At 35.1% G+C, this 13,925-nt stretch carries 9 protein-coding genes; 8 read left to right on the top strand and 1 reads right to left on the bottom strand.

Annotated elements, in window-relative coordinates:
* Nucleotides 1-31: 31 nt before the first annotated feature.
* The 8 genes from ricT to Q1V95_RS10725 all read left to right on the top strand — a co-directional run bounded on the left by ricT (nt 32) and on the right by Q1V95_RS10725 (nt 12,734).
* Entirely contained in the window at nt 32-1,474 is a 1,443-nt protein-coding gene (gene ricT, locus Q1V95_RS10760; protein ID WP_300673630.1) for a regulatory iron-sulfur-containing complex subunit RicT, read from the top strand.
* A complete protein-coding gene (locus Q1V95_RS10755; protein ID WP_300673625.1) occupies nt 1,467-1,931 on the top strand; it encodes a gliding motility lipoprotein GldH in 465 nt (154 codons plus the stop codon). Before ricT ends, Q1V95_RS10755 begins: the two co-directional genes overlap by 8 nt.
* Nucleotides 1,932-1,938: 7 nt before the next feature.
* Entirely contained in the window at nt 1,939-4,314 is a 2,376-nt protein-coding gene (locus Q1V95_RS10750; protein WP_300673621.1) for a transglycosylase domain-containing protein, read from the top strand.
* A 35-nt stretch (nt 4,315-4,349) separates the two neighbouring features.
* Complete coding sequence (locus Q1V95_RS10745) at nt 4,350-5,891, top strand: protein adenylyltransferase SelO family protein (RefSeq protein WP_300673620.1); 1,542 nt, start codon at nt 4,350-4,352, stop codon at nt 5,889-5,891.
* Between the two features lie 153 nt (nt 5,892-6,044).
* Complete coding sequence (locus tag Q1V95_RS10740; protein WP_300673617.1) at nt 6,045-6,914, top strand: hypothetical protein; 870 nt, start codon at nt 6,045-6,047, stop codon at nt 6,912-6,914.
* 50 nt (nt 6,915-6,964) lie between these two features.
* Nucleotides 6,965-7,780: a GLPGLI family protein gene (locus Q1V95_RS10735; RefSeq protein ID WP_300673614.1), complete on the top strand. Its 816-nt coding sequence runs from the start codon at nt 6,965-6,967 to the stop codon at nt 7,778-7,780.
* A gap of 108 nt (nt 7,781-7,888) precedes the next feature.
* Nucleotides 7,889-9,163, top strand: a complete 1,275-nt coding sequence (locus tag Q1V95_RS10730; RefSeq protein ID WP_366143279.1) for a DUF6080 domain-containing protein — start codon at nt 7,889-7,891, stop codon at nt 9,161-9,163.
* 463 nt (nt 9,164-9,626) lie between these two features.
* Nucleotides 9,627-12,734, top strand: coding sequence for a M43 family zinc metalloprotease (locus Q1V95_RS10725; RefSeq protein ID WP_300673612.1), 3,108 nt, complete (start codon nt 9,627-9,629; stop codon nt 12,732-12,734).
* 373 nt (nt 12,735-13,107) lie between these two features.
* On the opposite strand, the gene Q1V95_RS10720 is transcribed toward Q1V95_RS10725, so the two are convergent.
* On the bottom strand, nt 13,108-13,644 hold the full coding sequence (locus tag Q1V95_RS10720) for an SPOR domain-containing protein (RefSeq protein WP_300673609.1): 537 nt from the start codon (nt 13,642-13,644) through the stop codon (nt 13,108-13,110).
* Between the last annotated feature and the right edge of the window lie 281 nt (nt 13,645-13,925).

The following is a 13,925-nucleotide window of genomic DNA, read 5'->3' as shown; positions in this document are numbered from 1 at the left end:
AGTTAACTTTGCGAGAATAATATATTTTAATATGAGTTGTGGATGTAAGACATCCGGCGATTCAGGACATTCATGTGGAACAAAATCCTCGAATGGATGTAGCAGTGTAGATACTTGTGGAAATAGCTATAAATTAAATGTGTTCGATTGGTTGTCTGATGTAAAAAATCCAGGCAGCGCTTCCAACGAGTTCGTGGAAGTAAGATTTAAAAACGATCGAAAGTATTTTTTCAAAAACACAAATAACTTGCCTCTTGCGGCAGGTAACACCGTTACGTTAGAAGCGAATCCCGGTCACGATATTGGCGTAGTAAGTTTAACTGGAGAATTAGTAAAAATCCAGATGAAAAAAAAGAAAGTCGCAACAGACGGACTTCTTAAAGTTTACCGACACGCTACCCAAAAAGACATTGAAGTTTGGCAAGAACTTCGCAAAAAGGAAAATGATGTAAAAATCCAAGCCCGGAAGATTGCATATTCAATTGGTTTGGCAATGAAGATCACCGATGTAGAATACCAAGGTGATGGTTCCAAAATCACGTTTTATTATACGGCAGATTCTCGAGTAGATTTTCGTCAGTTAATTAAAGAATATGCTGGCGCTTTCCGTACCAAAATTGATATGAAGCAGATTGGCTTCCGTCAAGAGTCGGCGAAAGTTGGTGGTATTGGATCGTGTGGACGAGAGCTTTGTTGTTCGACTTGGTTGACAGATTTTAGATCAGTTAATACCAATGCAGCGCGTTATCAGCAATTGAGTATCAATCCTCAAAAATTGGCTGGACAATGTGGAAAACTTAAATGTTGTCTTAACTACGAATTGGATAGTTATATGGACACGCTTAAAGATTTTCCTGCCACCAATACCGTTCTTAATACTGAAAAAGGAAAGGCTTTCTGTATCAAAATCGACGTTTTCAAAAGAAAAATGTGGTTTGCTTATGTAGAAAACTCGATGGCTTGGTATGATATTGATATTTCGGATGTTAAGATGATGATTTCTGTTAATCAGGAAGGTAAACCGTCGCCAGCTTTGGAAGATTTCAAAGCGCAAAGTGCTCCAGTTGCTAATGTGGATTTAATCCAAGAAAGTAGCTTGGATCGTTTCGAAAAGAAATCACGTCCTAACAATAACAAGCAACGCAATAACCGACCTCGTAACGAACGCAGTAATAGCAACGGCGAGCAGTCAAATAACGATAGACCTAATAACAATCGCGAAAGAAGAGAGCGAAACAATTCTGGACAAAACCAAAATAGAAATTCGCAAAGACCTAATCAAAATGGTCAAAATTCTCAAAAATCCGAGGGTCAAAAAGAACCTAAAAAACCTGAGGTTGTAGAAGCGAATGCTAATGCAAGTGCAAATGGCGCTGAGCAAAAGAAGCCGAAAAAGCCGTTCAATAACAATAAGAAGAAGTTTCATAAAAAACCAAATTCTAATCCTAATTCCAACAATGGAAACAATGCGTAAGTTTTTAGGAATCTTTGTTTTAGGACTTTTTTGTCTTAGTTGTAGTAATGCTGATGAGGTTGTGGTGATGCAATCGCTAAATGGTGTTTGGAATAAAAATAAGTTGCAGGAACTAAGTTTTGATGTCAAAGACCATCAAAGTCCGAAAAATATTATATTTGTTGTTAGAAACAATGATGCATATCCTTATAGTAATCTAAGATTAATTGGGACGATTTTTGATGACAAGAATAAAGTTTTGTCAAAAGACACACTCAATTATGTTCTTGCCAAACCTAATGGACAATGGTTAGGTACAGGATTTGGAGAGACTAAGGAGATTTTGTTTCAGTATAAAACGGATTTCAAATTTCCAAAAGATGGGAAGTATAGTATCGGCGTTATCCAAGCGATGCGCAAAGATGATCTTCCTGGAATTGAAGATTTGGGTGTTAAAATTGTAAATGTAAAGCCATAAATAATATATGGAAGACGATAAAAAATCAAAACCTGCCAGTGGATTTCCATTGCCTCCCAAGAAGAAAAAAACTTCAACGGGTGTTAAAAGATGGATTAGATTTGTTTGGATAGGATTAATTTTAATAATTCTGGGAGTTTCGGGATTATTTTTTGCTGTTTCACAAGGTTTCGTAGGTGATATGCCAGAGGTTAAAGATTTGGATAATCCAGATATTTACATGGCGTCGGAAATTTATTCTTCTGACAATCAGTTGCTTGGTAAGTTCGAAAAAGAAAAAACCAAGCCTGTGACTTACAAAGAGTTGCCACCATATTTGGTGTACGCACTTCAAGCAAAAGAAGACGAGCGTTTCAAAGAACACTCGGGTATTGACCTGAAATCTATTGCTAGAGCTGTCTACTTCGGTGGTGATAGAGGTGGAGGTTCGACGATTACACAACAGTTGGCAAAACTACTTTTTACAGGTCAAGCTTCTCAAAACAAATTTCAGCGTGCCTTCCAAAAGTTAAAGGAATGGTGTGTGGCTGTTAGTTTGGAAAAGCGTTACACCAAAGAGGAAATTATTACTTTATATTTTAATAAAATGGACTTCCTTTTCAATGCTAAAGGTATTGAAATGGCATCTAAAGTTTATTTTAACAAATCGACAAGCGAATTAACTTTACCAGAAGCTGCAACTTTTGTGGCAATGTTGGAGGCGCCACGTCGTAACAATCCGTACCGTAATCCAGAAAGAGCAAAAGACCGTCGCGACGTGGTTCTTAAGCAAATGATGGATACAGGTTATATCGATCAATCGACTTATGACAAAGCAGTTGCAACGCCAATTGTTGTGAACTTCCAAACGATTGAACGTGTTGATGAAGGTTATTCTGCTTATTATAAATTTTATTTAAGAAAGGAAATTCAACAATATCTTGACGAGTACGAAAAACAAACCGGTAAAGAACTTAACCTTTACAAAAACGGTTTGAAAATCTATGTTACTTTGGATTCTAAAATGCAGAAATATGCAGAAGAAGCGATTAAGGAACATTTAACTGTACTTCAAAAGAATTTTGATGCCGAAATGAAATACAACGCCAATCGTCCTTATTACAATTTGAACAAAAAACAAATTGATGGATTGATGATGTCTGCGGTTAGAAGAACTGGACGTTACAAGCAAATGAAAGCTGAAGGAATGCCAGAAGATTCTATTATGATGGATTTCAAAACACCAACTAAGATGACGCGTTTTTCTTGGAATGGTGAGGAAGAAGTTGAAATGACGCCTTGGGATTCTATCCGTTATCATAAGCAAATTGCGCAAGCTGGACTTATGTCGATGGATCCGCAAACGGGTGACATCAAAGCTTGGGTTGGTGGTATCAACTGGCAACACTTCCAATACGATCACGTTAAGCAAGGTAAGCGTCAGGTAGGTTCGACTTTCAAACCATTTGTATATGCAACAGCAATTATGCACTTAGGAATGACACCTTGCTCTGAAGTTTCGAATGCTACTTATTCTAAAGGGAATTGGTCAGTACCAGGTAATGGTGCGATGTTAACCCTTAAGAATGCGATTGCGTACTCGAAAAACCCTGTGGCGATTCGTCTTGCTGAAATGGCTGGTACTAAGAATGTTATCCAGACGGCAAGAGATCTTGGTGTAACAGATCCAATTGATACAAGTTTGCCAATGGCGCTTGGTACATCAGATATTACGATTTACGAAATGTTAGGTGCTTATAGTACTTTTGCGAACTTCGGTAATTATACCAAGCCAGAGATGATTTGGCGTATTGAAGACGCTAATGGTCGTGTAATTAAAGAGGTGAAACCTGTCGTTAAAGAAGTAATGAACGAGATGTATGCTTACACGATGATTGATTTGATGAAAGGTGTAACAGAGTTTGGTACAGCTTCTGGAGAATTAAATCGTCGTGGTGTTAAAGCTGCAGAGATTGCTGGTAAAACAGGTACAACGCAGAAAAACTCCGATGGTTGGTTTATGGGAATTGCTCCTAAATTGGCAACCGGTGTTTGGGTTGGTTGGGAAGACCGTGCAACACACTTTAGAAGTACTGGTGAAGGTCAAGGTGCGAAAATGGCATTGCCGATTTGGGCGATATATATGAAGAAGGTCTATGCTGATAAAACATTGAACATCTCACCTGAAGATAAATTTATCAAACCTACTGATTGGACAGGAAGTTGCTCTGACCTTAGTGGACTTCGGGGCGGTTATGGTGACGAAGGTGGATTGAGGACAATTGATGAAATCAAAAATCCGACACCACCGCCATCGAGCAATCATGGTACTTCGCAACCGAAGAAGGAAGAGAATCTCAATGAGAAACTTAACTCCGGAGACGATATTGATTTTAATAAATAATACTACAGCCCACTTTTTGTGGGCTTTTTTTAACAATGAATATTACTAAGATTACACATAATTTTGTCGACACTTTTCCTGGAGATTTTTCAGGAGATCTGCATCAGAGACAGACACCAGGATTTCTTTTTGCTAAAGTACTTCCTGCTGAATTTGACAAACTTGAACTAATTTCTTTTAATCAAGAATTAAGTCAAGAAATCGGTCTTGGCGATCTCGGGCAAGATTTAGACTTTTTGGCAGCGCAGCATTTACCAGAAAATGTTGAAACCTATGCAACAGCCTATGCTGGACATCAGTTTGGGAATTGGGCTGGACAGTTAGGTGATGGACGTGCGATTTTTGCTGGCGAAATCACGAATGATAATAGACAAAGTTTTGAACTTCAATGGAAAGGTGTTGGTGCAACACCTTATTCTCGTTTTGCTGATGGTAGAGCGGTTTTGCGATCTTCGGTGCGTGAGTTTTTGATGAGTGAAGGGATGTTTCATTTGGGTGTTCCGACAACCAGAGCTTTAAGTTTGGTTAAAACTGGTGAGTGGGTAACACGCGATATTGCCTATGATGGACATCCAAAGCAAGAGCAAGGCGCGACTGTACTTCGCGTTGCGGAATCTTTTCTAAGATTTGGGCATTTCGAATTGTTGGCAGCCAGAAAAGAGTATGACACCTTACAAAAGCTAATTGATTTCGCGGTCGAGAATTATTTTGTTGAGGTTGATGTCAATTCCGAAACCAAAAACTTAGACTTTTTTAAAGCTATTGCCAGTCGCACAGCAACAATGATTATCGAATGGTATCGTGTGGGTTTTGTGCATGGTGTGATGAATACCGATAATATGTCGATTTTGGGTTTAACAATCGATTACGGACCTTATTCGATGATGGACGAATACGACTTGGAGTTTACGCCCAATACAACCGATTTGCCAGGAAAACGTTATGCTTTTGGCAAGCAAGCTCAGATTGCGCATTGGAATCTTTTGCAATTAGCAAATTCTTTGTTTCCCTTAATTAATGATGAAATGGCATTGCAAACAATTTTGGAAGATTATGCATCTAATTTTTGGAAACTTCATGATGAGATGCTTTGCAAGAAATTCGGTTTTGATGCTTTGTTAAAAGGAGACGATCAATTGTTCACGACTTGGCAACAAATGATGCAAGATTTAAAGTTGGATCACACTTTGTTTTTTAATGTTTTAACAAACGAAGTTGTCTCTGAGAAAATGGAAGCGGATCAATTTAACCAAACATTTTATTCCAATCCAAGTGCTGAAGATCTAGAACGAATTCATTTGTTTTTAAAATCTTATCAAGAGCGTTTAGCACAAAATAAAATTTCAAGAGTTGCAGCGCAACAGCTCATGTTAGCAAACAATCCTCAGTTTATTTTGAGAAATTATTTGTTGTATGAAGCGATTCAAGATTTGGAAAATGGTGACCAAACTAAATTTGATATTCTTTTAAAAGCTTTAAAAAATCCTTATCAAAAAGTCGACGAAAGTCTTAATCAAAAGCGTCCTCAAAAATATAATTTAATCTACGGCTGTTCGCAATTGTCTTGTAGTTCGTAGCATTTTTAAATAAAAAATCCTTTCAAAATTTCAAATTCTGAAAGGATTTTTGTTTTTAGTAGCATGGTTTTAAAACAATTCTTATTTTTACACTAGTTCGTTCATTTTTTTGTTGGCTATGTTGAGGGATTTCTAATTTTTAAATCAGATTTTATGAAATATATTTTATTCCTTGCACTTGTCTTTTGCGTTGTTTCTTGTAAACACGATCACAATTATATCAACTATTATAATGAAGTCTATCGCATTGACAGTATTTATCGTTTCAAAAAAGATACTTTGTCAGCGATTGGTCAATATCGAAAATTGTTTAAAAAGTACGAACCTGTTCAAAATGTAAGACTGCAAGAATATGAAAATTTTATCCGACTTTCTGATAAGTACAAGTTAAAGTTTGGTGGCAAAAAAGCACTTTATAAATTAATTCCGCAAGTTGCTCCTTATTGGAAATATAAAAGGCAAGATCCTGTGTTTATTGGTCTTTACAAAAAGTATGGAATCGATAGTCTCGAAATGGAGCGTAAGTTTACCGATTGGAAAAAAGGTTTGAATAAGCAATTGGTAGATTCTTTTTCTATTGCGTTTGATAGAAGTCAAGGTCTCCAACAAAGTGATTCTTTGGGAAGTTTACGAAAATTGGAAAGTAAGAAAAATGCTGATTTGATGCTGTGGACTTTTAAGAATTTTGGTTATCCGTCACTACAAAAGATTGGCTTGTATGGGAATAACGAGGTTTTTATGCCAATGTCCTCTTTTTTGAGTCGCCTAGCTGAATCCGAAGATTATGATTATTTTAAGACAAAACTTTTAGACTATATTAAATCTGGTGAATGTCCACCAAGAGACTATATTGATATGGTTGAAATGTACAATGCTTCTCATAAAAAAGACACTGAATACGGAATTTATTATCCAACAGATTATGTTTTGGATAGTGTTAAAATCGATCGCAGTCGAAAGCTCATTGGTTTTCCAAGTATTAAACAATGGGGGAAAATCTCAATAGAATCTTGGAAGAAATAGTATTTTTTTTGTTTTGGTTATATGGTTTTTGATCTATTAATGATAATGTTATGATTCGGTTTTTATATTTAATGTTTTTTTGGTCTACGGGACTTTTTGCACAAAATAAGATGTTCTTGTATGATTATAAATTTATTCCAGATTCTACCAACAGAGCACGCATTGAAAATCGAATAATGGCTTTAAATATTGATCAGAACAAATCGGAGTTTTATGAAGTTGCAAGATTTCAGTCTGATTCAACTTTGGCCGCTGACTCAAAAAAGGGCTTGTTTTCGATGCCTCCAAACAAAAACATGATTGACGAAAGGATTGTAAAAAGCAAAAATTCTACAAAGATTGATTTTATAAAAGCTTTAGGACTTGACTCAAAGTATTTTGTTACTCAGGATGTCATTCTAAATTGGAAACTTCTACCTGAGTTCGGAAATGTTTTAGGTTATAAAGTTCAAAAAGCTATCGTTGATTTTGGTGGTAGAAGTTGGGAGGCTTGGTTTTCTTCGGAAATTCCTATTAGCGATGGACCTTACAAATTTTTTGGATTGCCTGGCTTAATTTTGAAGATTCAAGATAAAAATGCAAATCATGTTTTTGAACTTCAGGCGATTAGAGATTATAAGGCTAATTTTGTATATCCCATGGTGAATAATTTTAACCGAGTGAATTGCACATATTCACAATTTGTAAGTGCCTACAAAACTTATAGAAAGAATCCTGCTGCGAATTTGGTTGGACGAATCCCTGATCAAAAGGACATCAACGGCGTTTTCCATTCTGGTGCCGAATTGATTCGCGAAATTGAAAAAGAAATGTTGGCTACCATTGCAAAAGATAATAATATTATTGAGTTGGACTTATTGAAATAGATTTGCAAGACGTTAGAGAATCCTGTGCTGGTTTTAAATACGAAAAGGCTTTTTATTTTTTAATTAAAATAATGTCCAACAATCCTTACTTTTGCAAAAATTTTTCAATTGAAGATTAAGACTTATTTTGTTAATGTCCTGAAACTTGTATTTCCATCAAAAAAATGGGAATGGATTGTTTTTGTGTTGGCGTTGACCTGCTATTCGAGTTTTGCATATTTTATCGCACAGAATTTCAGAATCGTTTTTGATGATCGCATTCCGTGGGATGCTTATTTTAGTTTTGATAATCGTGCGATTGTGATGACTGGTGGTGGTTTTGAACGACATCCGCTTTCCAATTATTTTTTCGATTGCATCCGAGAGTTTGCGCTGTGGATTTCTAATGGAAAAATGAATGCGGATTTCAGAATTGTTTTAGCGCTTTGCTCAAGTTTTGTAGTGAGTTTGTCAATTGTTCAGGTTTTCAAATATTTACGAAATATTATCAGACTTCCGATTTGGTTAAGTCTTTTGATAATTGCATTTTTTGGACTTTTTACCAGCAATCTTTTGTTAAGTTTCACACCTGAAAATTATACCTACACCTTGTTTTTACTTTGTTTGTTTAATTATTATGTTGCCAAACAATATCAAGCGGACAAAACTTTATCATTTGGGGCTATTACATTTTTTGGTGTTACTGTTGGCGGATTGACGATTACTAATATTGTTAAAGTCTATTTGCCTTTGCTTTTTCAACCCAAATTATATTGGAACTGGAAAAAAATCGGTGTTGAAATTTCTAAAGTTGCGGTGTCGGTTGTGGTTTTTGCGCTTTTGTTTTTAAATAGGATTGATTTTAATATTCAAAATTTCTTTAGCAAGACGGAAGAACAATATGATAAATTTTCGAATCCAAAAGTAACGCCGCTTTGGGATATGATTTATTCTTGGTTTTTCGGCGGGAATATGTTGTTTTCGTCTTTTGTGCTTCGTGATTATCACAACAAAAAAGGTTTCGAATATAAGGCGATTTTTATGGATGTCTATTCTAGTATTTGGTCTTATGTTGTGGTGGGGCTAATTGTCGCTTTGGTAGTGTGGAGTTTTGTTAAAAATTTTAAAAATCGATTGGTTCAGATTTTATTTTGGTCTTTCTTTATCGATGTTGTCATCCATTGTGTTTTGAAATTTGGTTTGCATACCTCATACATTTACGGTGGACATTTTGTTTTCGTATTCCCGCTGTTGATTGGCTGGTTGTTCTATGCCTATCGAGATAATGCCAAAGTGATGTCGATTTTAACAGGAAGTTTTATCTTGATAACAATTTATTTAGGTTTAAATAATTTCTTGCGACTGGGCGAGTTTCTTGACTTTCTGAATGTCTTTTACAAATAAAAAAAAGAATGCTTCTCTCAACATGAATCTATTTTTTGTTTGCTAAGCAAGCATTCTATTAACTATGTTTTACTTTGATGAAAGTCTAAAGATCTATTTTCTTTATTTTAATAATTAAGGTAAATATTATTCTTTGGCTTTTTACTGCGAAAATGCCAATTTATTTCTGTTGGAAAAAAGTAACTTTTTATCAGATATTGCTTTTTGCTGGTTTTTTTTCGTAGTTTTTTAACTTTTTTTTTCTTGAATTTGATCTTTTTATATGCCTAATTGTTGAGTTAGGTGTAAAAAATATTTGAATATTAAACTATTTGGCATTTTATAAACAATTGATTATCAATAGTGTTTGTTTGTAAAATAATTTGTCCACCCCAATGTCCACCCCTAATTTTTGCAAATAATTTGGTTATTGATTTATTTTCAACGAAAGTTTTTAAACACAATTCAAAAAAACCTAATTATCATGAAAAAATTATTATTCATTTTGACACTCCAGTTTATTGGAATGTTAAATGCACAGTATACCTGTGCCACAGATGATGTACAAAAACAAATTGAGCAGAAAGATCCTCAAGCGAGAGCTAGACGTCTGAGTGCTGACCAGAAGCTTCTGAATATGAATATTCAGGAGTTTCTTAAGGAAAAAGGAATGAAGTATGATCAGAATGGCAAATATTCTGGTACTATATACACAATTCCTGTTGTTGTACATGTTATTGAATCTTCAGATCCTAATAATAGTACTTTTAAGGTATCTGATGATCAAATAAAAACATGGCTTGACAATACTAATAAAATGTATGCTACAACTTATGGGAATGGTTTTTACTCAGAAGGCTCTGGGCCAGATGGAGGTACAGTAATTCCTGTTAAGTTGGTACTTGCAAAAAGAACTCCTACAAATGCAATGACTAATGGTATAGTCCGTTATAATGGTAGTGGCTTGCAGGGTTATGATGCGCAAGGTCTTGATGCTAATTCTCTAGCTACTACACCAAATTCTGCAGGTAAGGTTCGGAATTTGGCAAAGCATTGGGATGAAAAGAAATATTTTAATATTTATGTAATAACATTTTTCGGTGGTGATCGTACGACCTATGGACTAATGGGCTGGGCTGCATATCCATCTTTTCCAAATGATGTTTATGACAGTTTCATGAAAGTTGCTGCCGTTACGAATAATAATAATTCTACATTAGCACATGAATTTGGCCATGCAATGGGTTTAATACATGTGTTTGGTAATGCAGATTCCAATGGTGGGGTATGTCCGGATAATGCTGACTGCATGACAGACAATGACAAAGTTTGCGATACTGCTCCAACCCAAAGCTTATTGAATTCTAATCCAACCCCTTCAAACTCTGATATTAATCCGTGTACAGGGCAAAAGTATGATGGTGTACAATACAATATTATGAACTATACGCGATCAATAAGAAAATTTACACCTGGTCAAAGAGATCGTGCTATGGCACAGTTTCTTAACTCGGAATATGGAACACTCGCTTCATCTAATGGTGCAACACCTCCGCCAATATACGTAAAGCAAAACACCTCGGGAGATGGAAGTGGTAGCTCTTGGAATAATGCGAAAAACTTAACGGATGCTTTATATTGGGCAGATAATAATAGAAATCTTTTTTGGGATAACGAGCATCCCCTGCAAATTTGGGTTGCAAAAGGATATCATGTACCGACTTATCAATATGGAGGCGGTGCTGCAAGAGACAAAACTTTCTCGTTAGTACCAAATGTACAATTGTATGGTGGTTTTAATGGTGATGAAACAAGACTTGACCAAAGAAAACCATCTGTCAACGAAACTGTACTTAACGGCGATAAGGTAAGTTCACATGTTGTAGTGAGTAATGGTGATGTCGGTAGTGCTTTGTTAGATGGGTTTACCATTTGGAACGGGTATGCAAATGATAACAAATCTTTCGATATTAATGGTTATAAAGTTGATCACCGTTATGGTGGTGGTATGTCTATCAATCATTCTTCTCCAGTGATTATGAATTGTCTTTTTAAAGATAATTATTCGGTAAATAGAGGAGGAGGTGTCTATATTTGTAATTACTCTAAGCCAGTTTTCGAAAATGTTGTCTTTATGCAAAATGAAGCTAACCTAAATAGTGGTGATGGTGGTGCAATCTACGTGTATGATAACAATACTGAGTTAACACTCCTTAACTGTACCATTACTAATAACAAAGCAAATGATGGTGGTGGTATTAGATTCGACAGTAGTATGCCAGTATATTTCAGAAATAATATTTTCTATAATAATACTAGTAAAAACAGTCCTAATTCGAAAAATAGTGAGATCTCTTTCAATTACAATGAAAACAATTTTTGGAATATTAATCAAACTACTGTTGATAAAAATATTTTCCAATATACGATAAGAGGTAATAACTCTATGAATATTGATCCAAAAATAGTAAATGGTTTCGAGTTGGATGCATCAAGTCCTGCAATTAATTTGGGATGGAACAGCTTGTACACGGATCCTAGTGCTGTAATTCCAAAATCTACTATAGATGTTGTTGGTAAGGCGAGAATTATGGATGGTAGTATTGACCTTGGCGCATGGGAAAGACCATGTTATCTAGGTGCTCCAATGGCCGATAATACAAAATATACATTCTGTTTTTCAGGTAAGATAAGCGATCTAGTTGCTAAAATTAATAATGGATTAATTAAGATTTATGCGAACAGTAATGATTATGATCCACTTCCAACAACAGATAATTTAGTCAATAACAAAACTTATTACGCTCTAAAATACAACGACAATAATTGTACAAGTAATAGAGTCCCAATACAAGTTGTAATAGATTCGCCAACAGCTCCAACTTTAGTTTCAGCACCAACAGATACTTGTGAAGGTAGCTTAACATTAGGAGGGGTTAACTTGAGTGGAACGAATATCAAATGGTATGATGCGCAAACAGGAGGGAATTTATTACCTGCAAACACCATTGTAAGAAATAATGTTAAATACTATGCTAGCCAAACGACATCTAATTCTTGTGAGTCCACAAGATACATGTTTAGTAAAGCTTTAAGTCTACAGCCAACTGTACCTACTGGACAAGCAAGCCAAAACTTTCCTGAAGGCGCTGTTATTAGTGATATTGTTGTGAGTGGACAAAACGTAAAATGGTTCGATACTCAAGCTAATGCTGAAAATAATGCAAATCCATTGGCGAATAATACAGTTTTAGTAACTAAAAAATATTATGCAATTTCGGTTTCTACTGCAGGTTGTAGAAGTATTCCTAAAGAGTTTTCAATTACTGTTGAAAAAGTGCTAGGCACTGAGAATGCAAGCAAGGAAGGTATTGCTGTTTATCCAAATCCTGTAAAAGATGTTCTTAATATTGTTAATAACACCAATATTTCTAAGATTATGATCTTTGATGCCGTGGGAAAATTAATATCTGAGACGCATCATAATGAGAAAACAGTAAGTGTTAATGTGAGAAATTTACCAGTTGGAAGTTACATGTTAAGTATCTATTCCGAAGGAAAAGTGACTAGTAAGAAAATTATTAAAAACTAATCTATAACGTCATTATAGCAAATCCGTCTCAATTCTGAGGCGGATTTTTTTGTTAAATAGGTTCGGCTTTTTACTTATCTGGGGTGGTGCTGATTGTTTATATATTCATGAATTGACTTATTAAATTTTGTCATTTTGTATAAATGAACATTTTGAGATATACTGTTAGAGGTTTGTTCTGTTTGGTAAAATCAAAATTAATGCATGTTTGTTCACTGTTCTGTAGAATGAGATTAAAAGAGAAGTGTCAGATTAAAACTTAACTATCTAATTGGATAGTCAACATCGCGATATTTTATTAAATAATTTAAAAAAAATCAGTCTCGAAGTTAACTTCGAGACTGATTTTTATGTTTTTTCTAGATATTTCTATTTATTTCGCTTCTACACAGAAAATTCTGTATTGTACTGCTGTAGCAGATCCGTAGGTGGCTTTAACGCGACTAAGGTCAGATGCAGCACTTTGTTTGTTAAAATAACTTCCAGCTAATACTTTGTAGTTTGGTCTTAGTGACGCGTCGATTTCAACTTTTAAGGAAGGGAAGTTTTTTCTAAAATCCGCACCAAGGGTTCTTGCTTCTTCATTACTTTTAACAACAGCAACTTGTATCTTGTAACCCATGATTTTAGGATTTTGACGACAGACTTCTGTATTGGTCATCGTACGGCTAGGTACGACGATTTTCGTAGGTTGTTTTACTGGTTCGTCATCCGATGTAGATGTGAAGCCGCCTCCTTTTGGTCGAGCACAAGATTCTTCTTGTTTGCTAATTAAATTATCAATTCTGGTGTCCATTGTCATTGTGACAGGCGTTCCGGAAATGGTATCGCTTTTAACAACAAGTTGAGCACTAGCTTTGTAGCCAACTGCAAAGATGAAAAGAAGTAGTGCTTTCGTAAGGATTTTCATTTATTTTATTTTTAGCAAATTTAAGATAAATAAAAAAAATGCCAAACTTTCTTATTTAGAAGCGTTATAAATTATTAACAAATGAGAAAAAGCAGATATAAGGTTCTCATAAATTTATGTTAAAGTCTTATTTTTGCCCAATTGAATGTATAATCAATATATTTTACTAACCCAAGATTAATTAAATGATTAGTTGGAGAAAGCATTATAAAAAGAGTTTGATAGCAATAGGTTTGTTGCTATCGACTAGCGCTTCTATTCATGCACAAGGAGATCCAAAG

The organism is Soonwooa sp. (assembly GCF_030151385.1).
Lineage (GTDB): Bacteria > Bacteroidota > Bacteroidia > Flavobacteriales > Weeksellaceae > Soonwooa.
This window is presented reverse-complemented; position numbering and strand designations above follow the sequence as displayed.